Here is a 22295-nt window from a genome sequence, read left to right on the forward strand (position 1 = left end):
GGATTTTAATGGAGACTGGCAAGAGCCTGCATATGGAATACAAGACTTGGATGTGCCTGATTTGTGGCTGGATCTATGACGAGGCCACCGGCGCGCCGGAAGACGGCATCGCCCCGGGTACCAAATGGGAGGACGTGCCCATCAACTGGACCTGCCCGGAATGCGGGGCACGCAAGGAAGATTTCGAGATGGTGGCCATCTGAGGCCTGTCGTCCGGAAATGGCCGTGCGTCGCGCCAAAGCGACAGAACGGCCCGTGGCAGCGGGGTGTCCGGATTGACGGCCCCCCCACGAGTTGTCACACTCTGCGGCAAAACTGAACATCCGTCCGGCCGCGCCCCACTGGCAGGCTGAAGACGGGGTGCCGCGGCACTAGAACATGGCAGTAACGGGCAGGCGCGGACAAGAAGCGCGCCGCCACCGGCCGGGTTGCCGGGTATTTTTTTGACTGGGAATTGGAAAATCGGGGGCCGCCGGCCAGCCATTCATGGCGCCGTGCGGAAGTTCTCAAGTGAATGCCTACGCCTGTTGTGTCGCGCAGGACGTGGGTCGCGGGAACAAGATGCGGGTCACTCAAACAGAACAAGACACGTCTGTCGATGGGGTCAACGCCGGCGCCACCGCCGGTGCCAGCGAGGCATCCACAGCGCGCAAGGCCGCTGTGAAGGTGCTCGTGATCGACGACTCCAGCACCATCCGCCGGACGGCGGAGATCTTTCTGACGCAGGCAGGCTTCCAGGTCATGCTGGCCGAGGACGGCTTCGAGGCGCTTGCCAAGGTGGGCGACCTCCATCCGGACGTCATCTTCTGCGACATCCTCATGCCGCGGCTCGATGGCTACCAGACCTGCTCCCTGATCAAGAAAAGCCCACGCTTCCATGCCATCCCCGTGATCATGCTGTCGTCCCGCGACGGCGTGTTCGACCGCTCGCGCGGCAAGCTCGTCGGCGCGCACAACCATCTGGCCAAGCCGTTTTCCCGCGAAGCCCTGCTGCAGGCGGTGCAGACCTGCCTGGCGGGCTGCGTGCCGGAAGAGGGTGCGGCCGTGGCGGCATGATGCATGCCGCCCGAAGTATCCAGGAATGAAACAATGACCATCAGCAAAATCCTTATCGTCGACGATTCGCCCACCGAAGCCCTGTTCATGTCCGACCTGCTCGGCAAGAAGGGTTTCAAGGTCTCAGTGGCCGGCAACAGCGAACAGGCCATGACGCGCCTCGAGGCGGAAACCTTCGACCTGATCCTGATGGATGTGGTGATGCCGGGCCAGAACGGCTACCAGGCCACCCGCGCGATCAAGCGCGACGACCGTTTCAAGGACATCCCCGTGATCATGTGCACCAGCAAGGGCCTGGAGACGGACCGCATCTGGGGCATTCGCCAGGGCGCATCCGACTACATCGTCAAGCCGGTGGACGGCGAGGAACTGCTTTCGAAGATCGCCGCGCTGGCGCACTGAGCGCCGCGGCAGCCTAGGGGCCCGAGTGGGCGCGGGCGTCCTGGGACGCCGGCGGTGCCCGCACGGCCATGACAACTGGTCTCACCACTGGTTTCCAGGTTTCACTGGTATCCGATCATGAACGCGCCGCGCCAAGACATCCGAACCCGCCAGACTCGTCAGACCCGCCTGCATGACTATCAGGCCATGCTGGCACGGCGCCTGCGCGAGGCGCGCAACCTGCCCGCCGTCGACAGCTACCTGGGCGTGCTGGTGGGCCAGCGCAACTGGCTGCTGCCGCTGATGGATACCGGCGAGGTGCTGGAAATGCGCGCGCCGGCGCCCGTGCCGCTGACGCAGCCGTGGTATCGCGGCCTGGTCAACGCGCGGGGCAACCTGCTGGGCGTGATCGATTTCGGCATGTTCTGCGGCGACGGTCCGACCCCGGTGCAGCCGGGCAGCAAGATCGTGGTGCTGTCGCGCCATGTCGAACGCGCCTGCGGCATCATCGCCACGCGCGTGGTGGGGCTGCGGCACGCCGTGGACCTGACGCCGGCTGGTGGCGCCGAACCCGAAGCCTGGCGCGGTGCCGCCTTTGCGGACCGGGACGGGCGCGACTGGCAGGTGCTGGACATCCGCCAGTTGCTGGACGCGCCCGCCTTCCTGCAGGCCGGCCGCGATGCGGCCTGAGGCCTGACGTCCGGGCGCAAGAACCAAACAGAAAACGAACGAACAGAGGGTTGCCATGGGAATCAAGAAGATCAGCCTGGGCCGTCGCACCGCTACCGCCGGTGCCGCTGCCGACGCGGCGGCGCCGCGCGCATCGGTATTCGCCAAGGCCGGCGCGGGCAAGGGCGGCGCGGGCCAGACGCCGGTGGAGAGGATGTCGGGCTGGCTGACGCGCATGCCGTTCTCTTCCCAGCAACGGTTGCTGACCGGCGGCGTGGTGGCGTCGCTGCTGGCGCTGCTGGCATCGGTCTATCTTGATAACCGCCAGGCCAACAACGGCGCGGCGCAGATCGAGATCGCCGGTAACATGCTGATGCACTCGCAGCGTCTGGGTAAAGCGGTGCCGGTGGCGCTGCTCGGCAATGCGCAGGCGTTCACGCAGCTGCGCCAGTCCAAGGAACAGCTGACCGCCGACTTGCTGGCGCTGCAGAACGGCAGCGACGAAAAGCACGTGCGCGCCACGTCGGGCCCGGCCGAGCCGCTGCTCGAAAAGGCGTTCGGATCGTGGAAGCGATCGGAAAAGAGCGCGGCCGACGTGCTGGCCCAGCAGCCCATCCTGACCACGATCGGCCAGACGCTGCAGATCTTCAACGCGTCGAACCCCGAACTGCTCGAAGCGGCCGAACAGGTGGCCGCCATCAAGCTGCAGGCCGGGTCGAATACCCGCGAGGTGGCCGCTTCCGCGCAGCTGGTGATGCTGACGCAGCGCCTGGGTAAAAACCTGAACGAGTTCCTCTCGGGCGAAGGCGTCAACCCCGAAACCGCGTTCCTGCTGGGCAAGGACACCAACACCTTCCGCGAAACGCTGGACGGGCTGACCAATGGCTCCGAAGCCCTGCGCCTGGCGCCGGCCACCGACGCCGAGACGCGCAACTACCTGCAGCAGCTGTCGCAGCGGTTCGAGGCAGTGCAGAAGACCACGCAGACCATCCTGCAGAACCTGCCGGGCCTGATTGCCGCCAAGCGCGCGCAGCAGCAGATCTTCAACGACAACGAGGCGCTGCGCGCCGAGCTGGCCGAACTGCAGACGTCGTACGCCGAAGGGGCGCGGTTCCGCCCGTGGACGTTTGGCGCGATGGTGGTGTCGGCCGTGGCCACGCTGCTGTGCCTGGCCGGGCTGGCGGCGCTGTACCTGCGCGATTCGCGCGCGCGTGCGCTGGAAGCGGAAGCGCGCGAGCGTGAAGCCGAAGCGCGCCGCCTGGAGGAAAAGCGCAACAACGACGCCACCCAGAAGGCCATTCTGCAGCTGATGAACGAGCTGCAGGACATCGCCGACGGCGACCTGACGCGCCAGGCCACCGTGACCGAGGACATCACCGGCGCCATCGCCGATTCGGTGAACTACACGGTGGAAGAACTGAAAGAGCTGGTGGGCCGCGTGCAGCAGACCGCCGGGCAGGTGCAGCACGCTTCGTCGCAGGTGCAGGACACCTCGGTGCAGCTGGCGGCCACGACCGAAGAGCAGTCGCGCCAGATCCGGCAGACCGGCGAGTCGGTGGTGGAGATGGCGGACCGCATCACGCAGGTATCGCGCGGCGCGGCCGAATCCGCGAACGTGGCGCGTGCGTCGCTGTCGGCGGCCGAACAGGGCCAGCAGGCGGTGCAGAACGCGATCGCGGGCATGAACGACATTCGCGACCAGATTCAGGAAACCTCGAAGCGCATCAAGCGCCTGGGCGAATCGTCGCAGGAGATTGGTGAAATCGTCGAGCTGATCTCGGACATTACCGAACAGACCAACGTGCTGGCACTGAACGCCGCCATCCAGGCGGCTTCGGCAGGCGAAGCGGGTCGCGGCTTCTCGGTGGTGGCGGAAGAAGTGCAGCGCCTGGCCGAACGCTCGGGCGAGGCCACCAAGCAGATTGGCGCGCTGATCCGCACGATCCAGACCGACACGCAGGACGCCGTGCACGCCATGGAGCAGAGCACGGCGGGCGTGGTGGAAGGGGCGCGGCTGTCGGACAACGCCGGCGCCGCACTGGTGGAGATCGGACGCGTGTCTCGCCAGCTGGCCGAGCTGATCGAACAGATCGCGCAGACCACGTCGCACGAGGCGAGCCTGGCCACCAACGTGGCCCATCACATCGAAGGCATCCTGCAGGTGACCGCCCAGACGACGGCCGGCACGCGCCACACCGCCACGTCGGTGCGCCAGCTGACCGCGCTGACCGAAGAACTGCGTAACTCGGTGTCGCGATTCAAGATCGCCTGACGCCCGCCCGTACGTTGACGGCCGCACCGGAACTGGTCATGTCCCTGAATTCCATCCTTACCAGCGACGAGGCCGCCATGGCCGCGTCGCAACCGCATGCCACGCCGGATACGGCCGCAGCCGGGGTGCCGGCTGCCCCGCAGCGCGACCTCTCGGTGCTGGCCTGGCTCGCGCCAAGCCTGCGCACCGCGCTGGACGACGCCGCCAGCGAGCTGGGCCACTATGTCGACGAGATCCGGCAAACGCCGGAAGCACTGGGCGCCCGCGACACCACGTCGCTGCGCCTGGCCGGCCAGCACCTGCACCAGGCCGCCGGCGCCGTGCACATCGTCGGCCTGCGCGGGGTGGATGCCTATTGCCAGGCGCTGCGCCGCCTGCTGGAAGCCGTCGATGCCGGCACCGTGGCCGCCGACGCCGCCATGCTGGCGGTGTTCCGCACCGGCGTGCAGGCCCTGGCCGAATACGTCGACGACCTGATGACGGGCGATGCGGAAGACCCGCTGCGCCTGTTCCAGCCCTATGCCGCCGCGCTCTCGATGATGAAGGAAGAGCGCGTGCATCCGGCCGACCTGTGGCTGGACGAGCTGCAGATGCTGCCCGGCATCTTGCTGCCCACGCGCTCGGCGTCCGCCGTGACGCGCGCGCGCCAGCGGTTCGAGGCCGCGTTGCTGAAGGCGCTGCGCCTGCCCACGCCGTGCACCGAAACGTCGCTGCTGCGCGAGGCCTGGCTGCCGCTGCAGTCGGTGCTCGACGATGTGCGCAACCACGAGCAGGACGCGCGCCGCACCACCGACACGCCCGACCGCGGCATCTGGCACACGCTGGCGTTGGTGTTCCGCGCGCTGGCCCACGGCCTGCTGCCGTCCGACCTGCTGGCCAAGCGTTTTGCCGCCCGCACCCACCTGCTGGTGCGCCAGTACCTGCAGGGCCAGGTGCGCGTGCCGCAGGCGCTGCTCAACGACGCCGTCTTCCTGCTGGTCAGCACCGGCCTGACCCCCGACGGCCCCGAGGACACCACGCCGCCCGTGGTGCAGGCCGCCGTGCAGGTACTGCGCGTCGATATCGCACGCAGCCTGCAGGCGTACCGGGTAGACCCGGCGCACGTGGTGGCGCGGGCCGATTACCGGCAACGCTACTACGGCTGGCTCGATCCGATCGATACCCGCAACCTGCAGCATGCCGCCACCGCCATCGAGCGGGCCGCCGCCGACGACCAGTCGGGCTGGGAGCTTGCGCTGGCGTCGCTGGCCGAGGCCGCCATGCCGCTGGCGCAGCCGGCGCTGCAGCAATGCCTGACCGCCGCCGCCGCGTACGCGGGCCAGCGGCCGGCGGGCGATGCGCTGGGCCGTGGCGGCGTGGCGCTGTTCCTGTCGCGCGCGCTGGCCATGCCGTGGCGCGTCCACGGCAAGTCCGGCCACGCATCGGCGGCCGAATTCGCCGCGCGCTGCGAGGCGCTGGCCGCCTGCCTGGCCGACGCCGAGGCGGAAGCGCCCGCCTGGCTGGCCGAACTGGTGCAGTCCGCCTGCGCCCAGGCGCAGCGCACCGAAGCCGTGGCGCAGGTGCGTGCCCAGCTGGACAGCGGCGAATCGTGGCTCGATACCTATGACCGCAATGCGGCACGGGCCGATGCGGGCAATGCCCTGGACGATGCCGCACAGGCCTTTGGCGCGCTGCTGGCCTCGGTCGAACGCATCCACGGCAGCGCCGCGCTGCCCGAGGGCATCGACGTCGAGACCGAAGCTGCGCTGGCGTCGGTGCGCTCGGTGCTGCAGCGCCTTGGCGTGCTGCGTGAGACCACCGACCACGCCGCGCGTATCGGGCAGCTGTCGGATATCGCTGCCGAACTGGGCGCGGTCCATGCGTTTGCCGACCTGCTCGAATTTGGCCGCAAGCAGAACGATGCCGACAGCGACGATCCGTTCGCGCTGCACACGCAACGCCAGGACGCCGCCCCGCAAGGCGCGCTGGGCGCGGCGCGCAGTGCCGCGATGGATGCCATCCGCGTGACGGCGACTGCGGATGCTCCCGAGATTCAGCGGCTGCGCGCCGCGCTGCAGGCGGTGGCCGACCAGGCTGCCATTGACGACGATGCCGCGCTGCGCCGCCAGGCCAGCGAGGCCACCACGCAGCTGCACGCCTGGCTGGCCGGCAGCGAATCGGCTGCCGAGCGCATGGTGGTGGCGCTGGCCGATCCGTTGCCTGCCGCCGTCGCGCCGGTGGCGGCCGCGCCCGCTGCGTCGATGCCGTCCGATGCCGCCGCGATCGACGCCGAACTGCTGGAAATCTTCCTGTCCGAAGCCGAAGAGGTGCTGGGCAATATCGCCACCGACCTGGCCGGCGGCCTGGACGCCCTGCGCGATGCCGACGTGCTGAGCCGTCTGCGCCGCGCCTTCCATACGCTCAAGGGATCGAGCCGCATGGTCGGCCTGAACCGCTACGGCGAAGCCGCATGGGCCGTCGAGCAGGTGATGAACCTGTGGATTGCCGAGGCGCGCGAGCCGGTGCCCGCACTGCCCGCCTTGCTGCAACAGGCGCACGACCTGCTGCGCGAATGGGCGCTGGCCCTGCTTGAGGACCCGTCGACGCTGCGCGAGATCGATCCGCTGGTGGATGCCGCGCAGGCGCTGCGCCAGCCGGGCGGCGTGGCAAAGGACGCGGCCGAGGCCGATCCGTTCGGCTCGATCGATTCACTCGATGCGCTACTGGCGCAGGCCTCGGTACCGGCGCCATCGGTGGACACGCGATCCACGTCCGCCGAGTCTGCGGACGTGTCCGATGGCATCGATATGACCGAGCCCGCCGGAACCGACGCGGAGACGACCGCGCTGGGTGGCGCCGACGAGGCCGCGCCGGCCGACGACAACGTGCTGCCGTTCCGGCTGTCCGGCGGGCTGGCCGACGAGGACGAGGGCTACAAGGTCATCGGTCCGGTTCGCATCGGCCTGGCGCTGTACAACGTGTACCTGCAGGAGGCCGACGACCTGCTGCGCCAGTTCGCCACGGACCTGTCCGAGTGGCGGCACGAGAACCATCCGTGTCCGAGCGAGCTGGCAATGCGCGTGGCGCACACGCTGCAGGGCAGCGCATCGACGGTCGGGCTGGAGCCGGTACGCGAGATTGCCGAGGCGCTTGAACATCTGCTGTTGCTGCTGGGCCGCCATCCAGTGGTCATGCATCCGGCCGACTTCCGCCTGCTTGACATGGCCGTCGACCGCCTGCGCGCGATGCTGCATCAGTTTGCCGCCGGTATCTGGCCCGATGCCGATGCCTCGCTGTGCCGCGACCTGAACGATTTCGGCGAGCGCGCGCTGGTGCGTCCGCGCGCCGCGCTGCCGGCCGCCCAGTCCACCGGGCAGGAAGGCTCGGTGTCGCAACTGTTCGGCCAGAATTCGACGACGCCGCTGCCCGAGATCGACGCCGACGCGCAGGCGCCGGAGGCGGAACTGCCGCCCGTGAAGCTGACGCCGATCACGTCGCTGCCGCCGGTGTCGGCGCCGGCGGGCCCGGTACTGACACCCGTCACCCCGGTGCAGGATGCCGTGGTGATTTCGCTGCCGACCGCGCCGCGCCATGATTCGATCGCCGTGGCGCACGTCACGCCGCATGCCCCCGACGCGCCCGACATGGCCGGTGTGCCGCCCGAGGACACCTCGACCGACGCATCGGCGCTGGACCCTGCGCTGGTCGAGATCTTCCTGGAAGAAGCCCATGGCGCGCTGCCCGATCTCGGCAAGCTGGTGCGTACGTGGGAAGCCTCGCCCGACGACGCGCAGCACGGCGGCCTGATCCTGCGCGGCCTGCACACGCTGAAGGGCAGTGCGCGCATGGCCGGGGCCATGGCGCTGGGCCAGGCGGCCCACGAAATGGAAACGCTGCTCGAAGCCAGCGTGCGCGGCCAGCGCGTGTCGCCGGAGCTGTTCGGCAAGCTGTACGCGTGGTATGACCGCATCCTGGCGCACGTGGACGCGCTGCAGAACGGCCGCCTGCTGCCGGTGGACGATGCCGACGTGGTCAACGGCCTGGTCGCCGCGCCTGCCGGCCCCGCCGCGCTGGCGACGCCGGAGGCATCCGGCCATGCGGCGACGCAAAGCGCGCCGCAGCACGCGGTCGCCCCGGTGGCGTCGCTGACGCCGGCCACCCCGGCCGCCTTGCCGACCGACGCCGACCGCCAGCGCGCACTGGTGCGCGTGCAGGCCCGCGCGCTGGACACGCTGATCAACGACGCTGGCGAAGTGAGCGCGACGCGCGCCCGCCTGGACAGCGAACTGGAAGCATTGCGCAGCTATCTGGGCGAACTGAACGACAACGTCGCGCGTCTGCGCATGCAGCTGCGCGAGATCGAAATCCAGGCCGAAACGCAGATGGCGTCGCGGATCGCCGACCAGCAGCACAACCAGGAATTCGATCCGCTGGAATTTGACCGCTTCACGCGCTTCCAGGAGCTGACGCGGATGATGGCCGAGTCGGTCAACGACGTGGCCACCGTGGAGCAGAACCTGCAGCGCGGCTTCGACCGCGCGTCGGGCGACCTGGCGGCGCAGGCGCGGCTGACGCGTGGCCTGCAGCGCGGCCTGATGCAGGCGCGCATGGTGCAGTTCGATGCGCTGGCCGAACGTCTGTACCGCGTGGCACGCCAGTCGGCCACCGAGACGGGCAAGGAAGTGCGCCTGCTGATCAAGGGCGGCACCGTGGAAATCGACCGCTCGGTGCTGGACCGCATGGCCGGGCCGATCGAGCACCTGATCCGCAACGCCGTGGTCCATGGCATCGAGCCGGCCGACGTGCGGCGAGCGGCGGGCAAGTCCGCCACCGGCGCGCTGACGCTGGAAGTGCAGCAGGAAGGCAACGAGGTGGTGCTGACGTTCTTCGACGACGGCGGCGGCCTGAACCTGTCGCGCATCCGCGAGCGTGCCGTGGCGCGCCAGCTGATGGCCCCCGACGAAGACGCCAGCGAGGCCCGCCTGACCGAAATGATCTTCGCGCCGGGCTTCTCGACTGCCGACGCGGTGTCCGAACTGGCTGGCCGTGGCGTCGGGATGGACGTGGTGCGGGCCGAAACGGTGGCACTGGGCGGCCGTATCACGCTGTCGACCGAAGCCGGCCGTGGCACCAGCTTCACGGTGCACCTGCCGCTGACCACGGCGATCACGCAGGTGCTGCTGGTGTCGCTGGGCGGACGCCTGTTCGCCATGCCGAGCGGCATGATCGACCAGGTCCACCAGTTGCGCGAGAAGCCGCTGCTGGAGGCCTACAACGCCGGGCGCTTCAGCGCGGCCGGCATCGAGGTGCCGTTCTTCTACTTTGGCGCGCTGCTGGAGGAAGCCGCCGGCATGGCGTCGGGCCGCAAGTATTCCCCCGTGGTGGTGGTGCGCTCGGGTGCCGAGCGCGTGGCCGTGCACGTGGACGACGTGCTGGGCAACCGCGAAGTGGTGGTGAAGCACATCGGCCCGCATCTGGCCCGGATGGAAGGCATTGCCGGCGCGACCACGCTGGGCGATGGCGAGATCGTGCTGATCTACAACCCGGTGGTGCTGGCCCAGCGTTGGGAGCGCGAGCGCGGCGCCACGGCGCCGGCCAGGCCGGTGCTGGCCGCGCTGCAACACGGCGGCCAGACCGGCGCGGTGGCCGAGTTCGTCGACGCTGGCGCGGCGGTGCCCGTGCCGGGGCTGATGACGCAGCCGACCGTGATGGTGGTGGACGATTCGCTGACCGTGCGCAAGGCCAGCCAGCGCCTGCTCACGCGCGCCGGCTACCAGGTGGTGCTGGCACGCGATGGCGTGGACGCGCTGCGCCAGCTGCAGGAAGTGATGCCCGACGCGATGCTGGTCGACATCGAGATGCCGAACATGGATGGCTTCGACCTGACGCGCAACGTGCGGGCCGATGCCCGCACCAGCCGCATGCCGCTGGTCATGATCACGTCGCGTACGGCGGAGAAGCATCGCCGCTATGCGGCCGAGATCGGCGTGAACGTCTACCTGGGCAAGCCGTTCAACGAAGACGAACTGCTGCGCACGCTGCAGCAGCTGATCGGCGACAAGGCCGCCGCCACCGCATCGTCAGTGGCGCAGATGCTGGGCGAGGCGTAAGCCGCCCAGCCTGTGTTGGCTCCGCTCTCCCACTTGTGGAGAGGGGCTGGGGGAGAGGGCGTTGGGGTTCGAATTGCGACCTGTCTCATCTTGAGCCGCCGACCCTCTCCCCCGACCCCTCTCCCGCACGGCGGGAGAGGGGAGCTGCAAACTCAATCCTGCTTCTGATTCACCATCCGCGCCGGCACCGACAGCGTCAGTGCCGCGCCCACCACCATGCAGGCGGCCAGCAGGTACATGCCCGAGTCCGTGCTGTGCGTCAGGTCCTTGAGCCAGCCGACCGCGTAGGGGCTGATAAAGCCCGCCAGGTTGCCCAGCGAGTTGATCAGTGCAATGCCGGCGGCGGCGCCCGTGCCGGCCAGGAAGGCCGTGGGCAGGCTCCAGAACAGCGGCAGCGTGGTCAGGATGCCGATGGTGGCCAGCGTCAGCGCCACCATGGCCGTCGTCGTATCGCCATGCCATTGCACCGACAGCACCAGACCCAGCGCGCCGAGCAGTGCCGGCACGGCGATATGCCAGCGGCGCTCGCCGCGGCGGTCGGCGCTAAAGGCAAACAGGATCATGCCCAGCACGGCGCAGCCATACGGAATGGCGGTGAGCAGGCCCACGTCGAGCGCGCCCTTGACGCCGGTCTGCTTGATGATCGTCGGCAGCCAGAAGCTCACGCCGTACAGGCCCATCACGAAGCTGAAGTAGATCGCGCTCATCAGCCAGACGCGCGGGCTGGACAGCACCTGCGTGACGGGCGGGTCTTCCTTGTGCTGGTCTTCGGCCGCGATATTGCGCTGGAGCAGCGCCTTTTCGTCGTCGCTCAGCCACCTGGCGTGGGCGATGCGGTCGTCCAGGTACAGCAGCACCCAGATGCCCACCAGGATCGACGGGATGCCTTCGACCAGGAACATCCACTGCCAGCCGGCCCAGCCATTGCGGCCGTCGAACGACTGCATGATCCAGCCCGACAGCGGGCCGCCGATCACCCCCGACAGCGCGATGGCCGTCATGAAGAACGTGGTGGTGCGCCCGCGCCGGCTGGCCGGATACCAGTAGGTCAGGTACAGGATGATGCCCGGGAAGAAGCCGGCTTCGGCGATACCGAGCAGGAAGCGCAGCACGTAGAACATCGTCGGCGTGGTGACGAACATCATGGCCGCCGAGATCAGGCCCCACGTGATCATGATCCGGGCGATCCAGAGCCGCGCGCCCACCTTGTGCAGGATCACGTTGCTCGGCACTTCGAACAGGAAATAGCCGATGAAGAAGATGCCGGCGCCGAGCCCGTAGATGGTTTCGCTGAACTGCAGGTCGTTGAGCATCTGCAGCTTGGCAAAGCCCACGTTGACGCGGTCCAGGTAGGCCACGACGTAGCAGAGCAGCAGGAACGGCACCAGCCGCCACGTCACCTTGCGGTAAGTGGCGTCCTCGAAGCCGGCGTCGCGCGCGCCGGCGTTGACTGCGGTGGTTGTCATCGGTGTCTCCTCATTGGGATGTGGTTCTAGTTGTGTTGCGGATGCCCGCGGATGGTCAGACGCAGCGGCCGCCATCCACCTCGATGCAGGTGCCGGTGATGAAGCTGGCGTCGTCCGATGCCAGGTACAGGCAGGCATTGGCCACGTCCTGCGGCGTGGACATGCGCCCCATGGGGATGGTCGCCAGGAACCGCGCGCGGTTCTCGGGGGTGTCGGGCACGCCCATGAACTGCTCCAGCAGGCCCGTGGCGCCGATCACCGGGTTCACGCAGTTGACGCGGATGTTGTCGGGGCCCAGTTCGGCGGCCATGGCCTTGCTGGCCACGATCACGGCACCCTTGCTGCCGTTGTACCAGACCAGGCCGGGGCGCGGCCGGATGCCGGCCGTCGAGGCCACGTTCACGAAGTTGCCGCCGCCACGCTGGCGGAAGTGCGGGATGAAATGGTGCGCCGACCAGTAGATGCTCTTCACGTTGACCGCGTAGACACGGTCGAACTCTTCCTCGGTGACTTCCAGGATCGGCTTGTTGCGATGGGTGGTGCCGGCATTGTTGACCACGCAGTGGACGTCGCCAAAGGCGGCCAGCGTGGCATCCCGCATGGCAGCCACGTCGTCGCCGCGCGATACGTCGGCGCGCACCGCGGCGGCCTTGCCGCCCGCGTCGCGGATGGCCGCCGCCACGCGATGGGCGGCGTCGAGGTTCAGGTCGGCCACCATCACGCTGGCGCCTTCGCGCGCGAATGTCTGCGCGATGCCTTCGCCAAAGCCCGAGCCGCCGCCCGTCACTACCGCTACCTTGCCAGCCAGTCTGGTCATTGCCTTGTCTCCAGTTGGGTGAAGCCCGGCGCGGTCTGTTGCCGCACTACGGGCGGAACATCGGAATGGTCGAATCAGTGGAAGGGGCCTTTGTTCTGCAGGGCGTTGGCTACCATCATGATGCCGAGCAGGAAGGGCAGGGCCACGTACATGCACCAGTGGACGCGGTCGCCCACGGTGTCGCCCCACTTGCGCTTGAACACCTGCAGGCGGGGCATGCCGGACGGATTGGTGGCGCGCTTGTTTCGCACATGCCACGCCATCCAGAAAAAGAAGATGGCGAAGGCGACCGAGAGAAAGTTGATGCTACCCATGTTGAATGGCGATGGTTTTCAGAGTGGTGAATCCGTACAGGGCCTCGAAGCCCTTCTCGCGGCCATAGCCCGACTGGCCGGTGCCGCCGAACGGCAGCTCGACGCCGCCGCCGGCGCCATAGTTGTTGATGAAGACCTGGCCGGCCCGCAGCTTGCGCGCCAGCCGCATCTGGCGGCCGCCGTCGCGCGTCCAGACCCCGGCCACCAGGCCATACGCGGTGCCGTTGGCCAGGCGGATGGCCTCGTCCTCGGTATCGAACGGCATGGCGGCCAGCAATGGCCCGAACACTTCTTCCTGGGCCAGCCGGTGCGTGGCGGGCACGTCGCGGAACAGCATCGGCACCTGGTAGTAGCCGGACTCCGGCGCCTCGCCCACGATCTGGCCCTGGGCCATCACCGCAATGCCGTCGTGCTGGGCATCGGAAACGAAATCCCACACGCGCTGCTGCTGCTTGCGGCTGATCAGCGGGCCGCATTCCAGATCGAGTGCCGACGGGCCGACACGCAATGACTCGAACACGCCCGACAGCCGGTCGAGCAGGGCCTCGTAGACGGGCCGCTCCACCAGCAGGCGGCTGCCGGCCGAGCAGGTCTGGCCCGCATTCTGCACGATGCCGTTGACCACCACGGGCAGCAGCGCGTCGAGGTCGGCATCGGCAAACACCACCTGCGGCGACTTGCCCCCCAGTTCCAGCGTCACCGGCACATGGTTCTCGGCGGCCAGTTGCGACACGAGCTTGCCGGTGTCCGGCGACCCCGTGAACGAAATATGGTTGATGCCCGGATGGCGGGCCAGCGCCGCGCCGGCCTCGTGGCCATAGCCGGTGACGATGTTCAGCGCGCCTTCGGGCAGCCCGGCTTCGGCAGCCAGTTCGGCCACGCGCAGGATCGACAGGCAGGCGTCCTCGGCGGGCTTGACCACGCAGGCGTTGCCGGTGGCCAGCGCCGCGCCCACGCTGCGGCCGAAGATCTGCAGCGGGTAGTTCCACGGGACGATGTGGCCGGTCACGCCATGCGGTTCACGCACGGTGAGTACCGTGTAGCCGGTGGTGTAGGGAATGGTCTCGCCGTGCAGCTTGTCGGCCGCGCCCGCGTAGAACTCGAAATAGCGGGCCACGGCGCGGGCGTCGGCGCGGGCCTGGCGCAGCGGCTTGCCGGTGTCGCGCGCTTCCAGCGCGGCCAGTTCGTCCTCGTGCTCGATCAGCTTGAGCGCCACGCGGTTCAGCAGGCGCACGCGGTCGGCCGGGTTCATCGCGCCCCATTGGCCTTCGAAAGCCTGGCGGGCGGCACGGACGGCCACGCTGATATCGGTGGCATTGCCGCGGGCGATCTCGGCGAATGGCTCGCCGTTGGAGGGGTCGAACACCTTGATGCGCAGGCCGGAATCGGGGGCGATCAGGCGATTGGCGACGAAATGCTGGGCATGCATGCAGGTCTCCACGGCTCCGGTTATGGAGCAAATGCTGAAATCGGGAATGCCGCATTATCGCGCACCGCGCCGGGCGTGCAAGGCATCAATCGCCACACGGCGCGGCGGCGGTTGTCAGGCTGCGGTCAGGGCCGACCCGCTATAATGCCGCCCATCCCATTCCACAGGTATTCGGAGAACTCGCATGAGCTTCAACCTCGTCTCCCCGGGCAAGGACCTTCCCAACGATTTCAACGTCATCATCGAGATCTCCGCGCAAAGCGATCCGGTGAAGTACGAGGCCGACAAGGAAACCGGCCTGCTGTTCGTGGACCGCTTCATCGGCACGGGCATGCGCTACCCGGCCAACTACGGCTTCATCCCGCAGACGCTGTCGGGCGACGGCGACCCGGTGGACGTGCTGGTGCTGACCCCGTTCCCGATCCTGGCCGGTGCCGTCGTGCGCTGCCGCGCCCTGGGCATGCTGAAGATGACCGACGAGTCGGGCGTGGACGCCAAGCTGGTGGCCGTGCCGGTGGACAAGCTGAGCCCCGCCACCGCCCATATCAAGGGCCTGTCGGATGTGGCGCAAAATACGCTCGACCAGATCAAGCACTTCTTTGAGAACTACAAGGCACTCGAAGCAGGCAAGTGGGTCAAGGTGGAAGGCTGGGCCGGCATCGAGGAAGCCCACAAGGAAATCACCGACGGCGTGGCGAACTTCAAGAAGTAATCGCGTCGCTGCCGATGGTCCGAGGAAAACCCCGCCCGATGGCGGGGTTTTTTGTTGGGGATGATCGGCGGCAAGGCGAGGCAACGGACCACGCCCTAAGCTTTCGGCAGTACCGATGCCTGTTCACAAAGGCACCGCGACCGCGCCCGACGCGGCCGCATTCGCCCGCTATGACGCGGTGGCCATCGCGTTCCACTGGCTGATGTTCGTGCTGGTGGCCGTGGCGTACGCCGCGATCGAACTGCGCGGCTTTACCGACAAGGGCACCGCCGCGCGCATGGTGGCCATGGAAGTCCACAAGTGGTCGGGCGCGCTGGTGCTGGCGCTGATCGTGCCGCGCCTGCTCTGGCGCGCGGTGCGCGGTGCGCCGGCGCCCGAAGCGTATCCGCGCCTGGGCCAGCTGGCCGGCGCGACCGTGCATGGCCTGCTGTACCTGTTCCTGGTGGCCCAGCCCATCCTGGGCATCCTGATGATGAACGCGGCCGGACGCGAACTGATGCTGCCGGGCACGGACATCGGCCTGCCGCCGCTGATCGCGCCCGACGCCGCGCGCAAGGACCTGCTGGGCGAGATCCACGAGACGATCGGCAACGCCTTTTATCTGGTGATCGGCCTGCACGCGATGGCCGCGCTGTTTCATCACTACATGCTCGGCGACAACACGATGCGGCGGATGCTGCCGCGCCGATAGGCTGGCAGGCGGGCCCGGTGTGCCTCAGTCGCCGCCGCCCGCCGGCCGCGCAAACGGGTTGCGGTCGTTGAGCTCGTCCAGGTAGGCATCCATGCCCTGGCGCTCGCGCTCCAGGAAGCGTTCCACAGCGTCGGCAAAGGACGGATGGGCCAGCCAGTGCGCCGAACGGGTGGCCACGGGCAGGAAGCCGCGCGCCATCTTGTGCTCGCCCTGTGCCCCGCCTTCGAACGTGCCGATGCCCTCGGCGATGCAGAACTCCAGCGGCTGGTAGTAGGCTGTCTCGAAATGCAGGCAGGGGTGGTGTTCCAGCGCACCCCAGTAGCGGCCGTACAGCGTGCTGACCGCCGGATCGGCATCGTAGACCAGCAGGGAACTGGCGATGTCCGTGCCGTCGCGCGTGGCGATGACGAGCAGCAGGTTCTCCGGCATCGCCGCGCCAATGCGCCGGAAGAAATCGAGGTTCAGGTACGGTGTGGAATGGTGCTCGCGGTACGTCTGCCGGTAGCAGCGGTTGAAGAACTTCCAGGCCGCGTCGTCGATCGCCGCGCCGCGCAACTGGCGGAACGTGATGCCGGCCTCGGCGACGCGGCGCCGTTCGGCGCGGATGTTCTTGCGCTTCTTCTGCGACAGCGTGGCCAGAAAGGCGTCGAAGTCGGCGTAGCCCGGGTTGGTCCAGTGGAACTGCACGCCGTGCCGCATCATCATGCCGGCCTCCTGCATCAGGTCGGCCTCGTGGTCGGACGGAAACAGGATGTGCAGCGACGACAGCTGGCTTTCCTCGGCCAGCGCCAGCGCGAACCGCAGCAGCACCGTGCGCGCCAGGTCGTCCTCGGCCAGCAGCCGGGCGCCGCGCACCGGCGTGAACGGCACCGCCGACAGCCACTTCGGGTAGTAGTCGAGCCCGTGCTGGCGATAGGCGTCGGCCCAGGCCCAGTCGAAGACGTATTCGCCATACGAGTGGGACTTGGCATAGAGCGGCATGGCCGCCGCCAGGCGGTCGCGGCCCGGGCCGTTGCCGTCGGGCACCCAGAGCGTCAGGAAGCGGGGCGACCAGCCGGTGGCGTCGGTGGCACTGCCGCTGGCGTGCAGGGCGTGCAGGAAGGCGTGGCGCAGGAACGGCGTGGGTTCGGCCTGTGCGGCCAGCAGCGCGTCCCAGTCGGCGGCATCGATTTCGGCAAGGTCCAGCACGATTTCCGTGCGGTAGTTGGGGCGCGAATCACTCATGGACGGGTGGGCATAGGTGCCGGGCGAGTCTACCGGAATTGAAATTGTGCTGCAGGCGTCGTCAGCGTGACGCTGACGCCGGCCCGGCGCAGGGCGTCGTAGAATGCGCATATCCGTTTTCCGATGTCCACTCCCCCGACGTGCCTTCCCGGTACGGGTCCAGACATGACGCACCCCACGCACCCCTTCTTCAACCTCTATTCCCACGGCTTTGCGCGCGTGGCCGTTGGCGTGCCCGAGTGCCGCGTGGCCGATCCCGCCTACAACGCCGAACAGACCCTTGCCCTGGCGCGCCAGGCCGCCGACGGCGGCGCCGTGCTGGTGGCGTTTCCCGAGCTGGGCCTGCCGGCCTATACCTGTGACGACCTGTTCCACCAGCGCGCGCTGCTGCGCGAATGCGAACTGGCGCTGCAGGCCATCGTCGAAGCCTCGGCCGGCATCGGCGCCGCCATGATCGTCGGCATGCCGGTGCTGGTGGAGCACCAGCTGTTCAATTGCGCCGTGGTGGTGGCCAACGGCGTGGTGCAAGGCGTGGTGCCGAAGACCTACCTGCCGAACTACTGGGAATTCTACGAGGCGCGCCAGTTCAGCAGTGCCGACTGTGCGGCCGTCGACACGGTGTCGCTGCTGGGCGCCGAAGTGCCGTTCGGGGCGAACCTGTTGTTCGAGATCGAGAACATCCCGTTCTTCCGCTTCCATGCCGAAATCTGCGAGGACGTCTGGGTGCCGATCCCGCCGTCGTCGTTTGCGGCGCTGGCCGGCGCCACGGTGCTGGTGAACCTGTCGGCGTCGAATATCGTGGTCGGCAAGTCGGGCTACCGCCACCAGCTGGTGTCGCAGCAGTCGGCGCGCTGCCTGGCGGCCTACCTCTACACGTCGGCCGGCAAGGGCGAGTCGACTACCGACCTGGCCTGGGACGGCCAGGCGCTGATCTACGAAAACGGCGAGCTGCTGGGCGAATCGGAGCGTTTTGCCGACACCTCGCACCTGCTGTTCGCCGATATCGACCTGGAGCGCCTGTCGCGCGAGCGCATGCACCAGACGTCGTTCGGCCAGTCGGTGCGCCGGCACAAGGAAGAGGTCGAGAAGTTCGACGTGGTGGCTTTCCAGGTGGCGCTGCCGACCGCGCAGGCGCTGCCGCTGGAGCGCAAGGTCGAGCGGTTCCCCTATGTGCCGGCCGACCCGCGCCGCCGCGACGAACGCTGCATGGAGGTCTACAACATCCAGGTGCAGGCGCTGGTGCAACGGCTGTCGTCAAGCCGCATCCAGAAAGTGGTGATAGGCGTGTCGGGCGGGCTCGATTCCACGCATGCGCTGCTGGTCTGCGCCAAGGCGATGGACCGCCTGGGCCTGCCGCGCGCCAATATCCTGGCCTATACGATGCCGGGGTTCGCCACCAGCGACCGCACGCTGAAGCAGGCGCGGGAACTGATGCAGGCCGTGGGCTGCACGGCGCGCGAGATCGACATCCGGCCAAGCTGCCTGGCCATGCTGAAGGATCTGGACCACCCCTATGCACGGGGCGAGCCGGTCTATGACGTCACGTTCGAGAACGTGCAGGCCGGGGAGCGCACCAACCACCTGTTCCGGCTGGCCAACCACAACGGCGCGATCGTGATCGGCACCGGCGATCTCAGCGAACTGGCGCTGGGCTGGTGCACCTATGGCGTGGGCGACCACATGTCGCACTACAACGTCAACGCCAGTGTGCCTAAGACGCTGATCAGCCACCTGGTGCGCTGGGTGGCCGAGACCAGCCAGATCGGCAAGGGCGGCGAGGACGTGCTGCTGGCGGTGCTGGATACCGATATCAGCCCCGAACTGGTGCCGGGCGCCCCTGCCGCCAACGGGCAGGACGAGGCGCCTGGGCAGAAGACCGAGCAGATCATCGGGCCGTACGAACTGCAGGATTTCAACCTGTACTACACGCTGCGCTATGGCTATGCGCCGTCAAAGGTCGCGTTCCTGGCGCTGCACGCGTGGGGCGACGTGGCGCGGGGCACCTGGCCGAACGGGCCGCATGTCGCCCGTAACAGCTATCAACTGCCGGAAATCAAGCGCATCCTCGGGATTTTCGTCGACCGGTTCTTCCGGACCAGCCAGTTCAAGCGGTCGTGCATCCCGAACGCGCCCAAGGTGGGGTCGGGCGGATCGCTGTCGCCGCGCGGCGACTGGCGGGCGCCCAGCGACGGCGAGTCGGTCGTGTGGGTCCGGGATCTGGCCCGGATTCCGGATCAGGCGGACTGATTGTCCTGGCGTCTGGCACGCCGATTGCGGGCAATGTGGGACTTCCCGCAATCGGCGTGTGGTGTTTCGGGCTAGAATCTGACATCTTCCGACACCTTTAGAGACAGAGGCCAGCCATGAAGCAGATTACCGCCATCATCAAACCGTTCAAGCTTGACGAAGTGCGCGAAGCACTGGCCGACGTGGGCGTGACCGGTCTGACGGTGACCGAGGTAAAGGGGTTTGGTCGCCAGAAAGGTCATACCGAGCTGTACCGCGGCGCCGAGTATGTGGTCGACTTCCTGCCGAAGATCAAGATCGAAGTGGTGGTGGCTGAGAACCAGCTGGACACCGTGCTCGATGCCATCGTCAAGGCCGCCCACACGGGCAAGATTGGCGACGGCAAGATCTTCGTGACCGAAATCGAACGCGTGATCCGCATTCGTACCGGCGAACAGGACGAAGCGGCGGTCTGAGCGACACCACGTTTGAAGAAAAGCCGGCTTATGGGCCGGTTTTTTTATGCCTGTGCGCGGCTAACTCGGCAGCTTCCATCCGAACTGGACCGACAGCAGCCGCATTCCCATCGTCACCAGCGCGCCGGACAGCAGCGCCACCTCCTGGTCGGCGCGCAGCCACGTCAGCCCCACGTAGACCCAGCAGCCCACGAACGAACAGCTGGCATAGGGCGAGCGGTCGCGCAGGATCATCGGCACTTCGTTGCACAGCACGTCGCGCAGCACGCCGCCAAACACGGCGGAGATGATGCCCATCATCACAGCGACGGTCGGGGTCATCTGCGCTACCAGCGCAAGCGACGTGCCCGTGACCGAGAACAGCCCCAGGCCGATGGCATCGGCCACCAGCATCGCGCGGTCGGACGCCACGGTGCTGACCACCCGGAACACCATCGCCGCGCCAATCGACATCGCAAAGATCAGCAGCACGTAGTATTCGTGCTCGACCCAGTAGAACGGCCGCCGGTCCAGCAGTACGTCGCGCACGGTGCCGCCGCCAAAGGCGGTGGCGAAGGCCACGATGAACGTGCCCACCGCGTCCAGCCTTTGCTTGCGGGCATCCACCACGCCCGACACGGCGAACGCCAGGACCCCGGTGATCTCCATGACATGGAGGATCAGGGGCAGCCGCCCCATCAGCAGATCGAACGGCAGGTGAAGGTGCATAGGGGGCGTCAGGCTTTGGGCTGGCGCAGCAGGACCATCAGGGCGCCCGCGCCGCCTTGCGACTCGCGGGCCTGGACGAAAGCGATCACTTCTTCCTTCTGCACCAGCCAGCTGCGGACCTTGCCCTTGAGCACAGGCAGCTTGTCCGGCGAGCCGATGCCCTTGCCGTGGATCACCCGCACGCAACGCACGCCGTTGCGTACCGAGCGGCGCAGGAAACTGGCCAGTGCCTCGCGGGCTTCGTCGCTGCGCAGGCCGTGCAGGTCCACTTTGTCCTGCGGCACCCACTCGCCACGGCGCAGCTTTTTGATCACATCCTCGCCGATGCCGGGCCGGCGGAACGACATGGTCTCGTCGATATCGAGCAGGTTCTCGACGTCGAATTCGTCCGACAGCGACGCTGCGAGCACCGCCTTGTCATTGAGCTGGGTCTGTACCGGAATGGGGGCAGGGGCCTTGGCGGCGTGCTGCACGCGGTTGCGGTCGCGCAGGGAACTGACCGAGCCGATACTGGACCGGAAGACATTGGCCTCTTCCTCGGCCCGCCGGGCAGCGGCCTCGGCAGCCTTGCGTTCGGCCTCGCGGCGCTCGGCATCGGCCTTGAGGCCGTCACGCACCACGGCCAGATCGTGCAGGCCGAATCGCCTGGTTGGGGTTTTGGCGCCTTGCGACATAGCAGGAATCTCTGGAAGCTCGGCACCGATTATAAGGAAAACGGGGACGGCCGCTGCAAGGCGGGTGTCCCCGTGGGTGTGGCGCCAAGGCTGGCCAGCGGCCGGCCGGCGGGAAGTTACTTCAGAGCTTCCACATAACGCTGGGCGTCCAGCGCGGCCATGCAGCCCGTGCCGGCGCTGGTGATGGCCTGGCGATAGACGTGATCCTGCACGTCACCGGCGGCGAACACGCCCGGGATGCTGGTGGCCGTGGCATCGCCCGACAGGCCGCTCTTGGTCACGATGTAGCCGTTCTTCATTTCCAGCTGGCCCACGAACAGGTCGGTGTTCGGCTTGTGGCCGATGGCCACGAACACGCCCGAAACCTTCAGATCCTCGGTCTTCGTCGTGTCCTTGGTGCTGCGGATACGCAGGCCGGTCACGCCGGACTGGTCGCCCAGCACTTCGTCGAGCGTATGGTCGTAGCGCAGTTCCACGCGGCCTTCCTTGACGCGCTGGAGCAGGCGGTCCACCAGGATCGGCTCGGCGCGGAACTTGTCGCGGCGGTGGATCACGGTAACCTTGCTGGCGATATGCGACAGGTAGAGCGCCTCTTCCACGGCCGTATTGCCGCCGCCGATCACGGCCACTTCCTGGTTCTTGTAGAAGAAACCGTCGCAGGTGGCGCAGGCGGACACGCCGCGGCCCATGAAGCTTTCTTCCGACGGCAGGCCCAGGTACTGTGCCGAGGCGCCGGTGGCGATGATCAGCGCGTCGCAGGTGTACTCGCCGGCGTCGCCAATCAGCCGGATCGGCTTCTCGGTCAGGTTGGCCGTATGAATGTGATCGAAAATGATTTCGGTGTTGAACCGCTCGGCATGCGCCAGGAAACGCTGCATCAAGTCCGGGCCCTGGACGCCGTTAGCGTCAGCGGGCCAGTTTTCCACGTCGGTCGTGGTCATCAGCTGGCCGCCCTGGGCCAGGCCGGTGATCAGCACCGGGTTCAGGTTGGCGCGGGCCGCGTAGACGGCGGCGGTGTAGCCGGCCGGGCCGGACCCGAGAATCAGCACTTTTGCGTGTTTTGCGGACATGATGCGTTCCTGTAGACAGCA

Annotated in this window: 18 protein-coding genes; 10 read left to right on the forward strand and 8 right to left on the reverse strand. The window is 67.8% G+C overall.

Going from position 1 to position 22295, the window contains the following annotated elements; all coding sequences use genetic code 11:
- The first annotated feature begins 32 nt into the window (after positions 1–32).
- The 6 genes from D9X30_RS11800 (at position 33) to D9X30_RS11825 (ending at position 10467) form a co-directional block, all read left to right on the forward strand.
- Positions 33–203: a rubredoxin gene (locus D9X30_RS11800; RefSeq protein WP_011298773.1), complete on the forward strand. Its 171-nt coding sequence runs from the start codon at positions 33–35 to the stop codon at positions 201–203.
- Between the two features lie 358 nt (positions 204–561).
- On the forward strand, positions 562–1056 hold the full coding sequence (locus tag D9X30_RS11805) for a response regulator (RefSeq protein ID WP_153946821.1): 495 nt from the start codon (positions 562–564) through the stop codon (positions 1054–1056).
- A gap of 33 nt (positions 1057–1089) precedes the next feature.
- Positions 1090–1458 (forward strand): response regulator, encoded by a 369-nt coding sequence (locus tag D9X30_RS11810; protein WP_092594954.1) that lies wholly within the window; start codon positions 1090–1092, stop codon positions 1456–1458.
- Between the two features lie 117 nt (positions 1459–1575).
- Positions 1576–2127 carry a chemotaxis protein CheW gene (locus D9X30_RS11815; RefSeq protein ID WP_153946754.1) on the forward strand — a complete coding sequence of 184 codons (552 nt, stop codon included), beginning with the start codon at positions 1576–1578 and terminating at the stop codon, positions 2125–2127.
- Positions 2128–2182: 55 nt separating this feature from the next.
- Positions 2183–4378 (forward strand): methyl-accepting chemotaxis protein, encoded by a 2196-nt coding sequence (locus tag D9X30_RS11820; RefSeq protein WP_153946755.1) that lies wholly within the window; start codon positions 2183–2185, stop codon positions 4376–4378.
- Between the two features lie 38 nt (positions 4379–4416).
- Positions 4417–10467: an Hpt domain-containing protein gene (locus D9X30_RS11825; RefSeq protein WP_153946756.1), complete on the forward strand. Its 6051-nt coding sequence runs from the start codon at positions 4417–4419 to the stop codon at positions 10465–10467.
- Between the two features lie 152 nt (positions 10468–10619).
- Here D9X30_RS11825 and D9X30_RS11830 read toward each other — a convergent pair whose 3' ends face one another.
- From D9X30_RS11830 to D9X30_RS11845, 4 genes are all read right to left on the reverse strand, one after another.
- Positions 10620–11933 (reverse strand): MFS transporter, encoded by a 1314-nt coding sequence (locus D9X30_RS11830; protein ID WP_153946757.1) that lies wholly within the window; start codon positions 11931–11933, stop codon positions 10620–10622.
- Between the two features lie 55 nt (positions 11934–11988).
- Positions 11989–12750: an SDR family oxidoreductase gene (locus tag D9X30_RS11835; RefSeq protein ID WP_153946758.1), complete on the reverse strand. Its 762-nt coding sequence runs from the start codon at positions 12748–12750 to the stop codon at positions 11989–11991.
- A 74-nt stretch (positions 12751–12824) separates the two neighbouring features.
- A complete protein-coding gene (locus D9X30_RS11840; RefSeq protein WP_153946759.1) occupies positions 12825–13064 on the reverse strand; it encodes a hypothetical protein in 240 nt (79 codons plus the stop codon).
- Positions 13057–14493 (reverse strand): aldehyde dehydrogenase family protein, encoded by a 1437-nt coding sequence (locus tag D9X30_RS11845; protein WP_153946760.1) that lies wholly within the window; start codon positions 14491–14493, stop codon positions 13057–13059. Before D9X30_RS11845 ends, D9X30_RS11840 begins: the two co-directional genes overlap by 8 nt.
- A gap of 184 nt (positions 14494–14677) precedes the next feature.
- Between D9X30_RS11845 and ppa the strand changes: the two genes are divergently transcribed.
- Both ppa and D9X30_RS11855 read left to right on the forward strand, forming a co-directional pair.
- Positions 14678–15205: an inorganic diphosphatase gene (gene ppa / locus D9X30_RS11850; RefSeq protein WP_066739261.1), complete on the forward strand. Its 528-nt coding sequence runs from the start codon at positions 14678–14680 to the stop codon at positions 15203–15205.
- Between the two features lie 115 nt (positions 15206–15320).
- A complete protein-coding gene (locus D9X30_RS11855; protein WP_153946761.1) occupies positions 15321–15896 on the forward strand; it encodes a cytochrome b in 576 nt (191 codons plus the stop codon).
- A gap of 24 nt (positions 15897–15920) precedes the next feature.
- Here D9X30_RS11855 and D9X30_RS11860 read toward each other — a convergent pair whose 3' ends face one another.
- Positions 15921–17120 carry a GNAT family N-acetyltransferase gene (locus D9X30_RS11860; RefSeq protein ID WP_153946762.1) on the reverse strand — a complete coding sequence of 400 codons (1200 nt, stop codon included), beginning with the start codon at positions 17118–17120 and terminating at the stop codon, positions 15921–15923.
- A 165-nt stretch (positions 17121–17285) separates the two neighbouring features.
- Here D9X30_RS11860 and D9X30_RS11865 point away from each other — a divergent pair, with 165 nt between their 5' ends.
- Both D9X30_RS11865 and glnK read left to right on the forward strand, forming a co-directional pair.
- Positions 17286–19367: an NAD(+) synthase gene (locus tag D9X30_RS11865; protein ID WP_153946763.1), complete on the forward strand. Its 2082-nt coding sequence runs from the start codon at positions 17286–17288 to the stop codon at positions 19365–19367.
- Between the two features lie 116 nt (positions 19368–19483).
- Positions 19484–19822, forward strand: coding sequence for a P-II family nitrogen regulator (gene glnK, locus D9X30_RS11870; protein ID WP_006162803.1), 339 nt, complete (start codon positions 19484–19486; stop codon positions 19820–19822).
- Positions 19823–19882: 60 nt separating this feature from the next.
- On the opposite strand, the gene D9X30_RS11875 is transcribed toward glnK, so the two are convergent.
- The 3 genes from D9X30_RS11875 to trxB form a co-directional block, all read right to left on the reverse strand.
- The gene (locus tag D9X30_RS11875) at positions 19883–20530 is read right to left on the reverse strand and encodes a trimeric intracellular cation channel family protein (RefSeq protein ID WP_153946764.1); all 648 of its coding nucleotides are present in this window, start codon (positions 20528–20530) and stop codon (positions 19883–19885) included.
- A gap of 8 nt (positions 20531–20538) precedes the next feature.
- Positions 20539–21204 (reverse strand): Smr/MutS family protein, encoded by a 666-nt coding sequence (locus D9X30_RS11880; RefSeq protein ID WP_153946765.1) that lies wholly within the window; start codon positions 21202–21204, stop codon positions 20539–20541.
- A gap of 116 nt (positions 21205–21320) precedes the next feature.
- Entirely contained in the window at positions 21321–22274 is a 954-nt protein-coding gene (gene trxB, locus D9X30_RS11885; RefSeq protein ID WP_153946766.1) for a thioredoxin-disulfide reductase, read from the reverse strand.
- Positions 22275–22295 lie beyond the last annotated feature (21 nt).

It is taken from the genome of Cupriavidus sp. U2, from assembly GCF_009663685.2.
Taxonomy (GTDB): domain Bacteria; phylum Pseudomonadota; class Gammaproteobacteria; order Burkholderiales; family Burkholderiaceae; genus Cupriavidus; species Cupriavidus necator_C.

Coding starts and splice junctions, on each gene's coding strand:
- D9X30_RS11800 (WP_011298773.1), top strand. CDS start 33: ATGGAATACAAGACTTGGATGTGCCTGATTTGTGGCTGGATCTATGAC.
- D9X30_RS11805 (WP_153946821.1), top strand. CDS start 562: ATGCGGGTCACTCAAACAGAACAAGACACGTCTGTCGATGGGGTCAAC.
- D9X30_RS11810 (WP_092594954.1), top strand. CDS start 1,090: ATGACCATCAGCAAAATCCTTATCGTCGACGATTCGCCCACCGAAGCC.
- D9X30_RS11815 (WP_153946754.1), top strand. CDS start 1,576: ATGAACGCGCCGCGCCAAGACATCCGAACCCGCCAGACTCGTCAGACC.
- D9X30_RS11820 (WP_153946755.1), top strand. CDS start 2,183: ATGGGAATCAAGAAGATCAGCCTGGGCCGTCGCACCGCTACCGCCGGT.
- D9X30_RS11825 (WP_153946756.1), top strand. CDS start 4,417: ATGTCCCTGAATTCCATCCTTACCAGCGACGAGGCCGCCATGGCCGCG.
- D9X30_RS11830 (WP_153946757.1), bottom strand. CDS start 11,933: ATGACAACCACCGCAGTCAACGCCGGCGCGCGCGACGCCGGCTTCGAG.
- D9X30_RS11835 (WP_153946758.1), bottom strand. CDS start 12,750: ATGACCAGACTGGCTGGCAAGGTAGCGGTAGTGACGGGCGGCGGCTCG.
- D9X30_RS11840 (WP_153946759.1), bottom strand. CDS start 13,064: ATGGGTAGCATCAACTTTCTCTCGGTCGCCTTCGCCATCTTCTTTTTC.
- D9X30_RS11845 (WP_153946760.1), bottom strand. CDS start 14,493: ATGCATGCCCAGCATTTCGTCGCCAATCGCCTGATCGCCCCCGATTCC.
- ppa (WP_066739261.1), top strand. CDS start 14,678: ATGAGCTTCAACCTCGTCTCCCCGGGCAAGGACCTTCCCAACGATTTC.
- D9X30_RS11855 (WP_153946761.1), top strand. CDS start 15,321: ATGCCTGTTCACAAAGGCACCGCGACCGCGCCCGACGCGGCCGCATTC.
- D9X30_RS11860 (WP_153946762.1), bottom strand. CDS start 17,120: ATGAGTGATTCGCGCCCCAACTACCGCACGGAAATCGTGCTGGACCTT.
- D9X30_RS11865 (WP_153946763.1), top strand. CDS start 17,286: ATGACGCACCCCACGCACCCCTTCTTCAACCTCTATTCCCACGGCTTT.
- glnK (WP_006162803.1), top strand. CDS start 19,484: ATGAAGCAGATTACCGCCATCATCAAACCGTTCAAGCTTGACGAAGTG.
- D9X30_RS11875 (WP_153946764.1), bottom strand. CDS start 20,530: ATGCACCTTCACCTGCCGTTCGATCTGCTGATGGGGCGGCTGCCCCTG.
- D9X30_RS11880 (WP_153946765.1), bottom strand. CDS start 21,204: ATGTCGCAAGGCGCCAAAACCCCAACCAGGCGATTCGGCCTGCACGAT.
- trxB (WP_153946766.1), bottom strand. CDS start 22,274: ATGTCCGCAAAACACGCAAAAGTGCTGATTCTCGGGTCCGGCCCGGCC.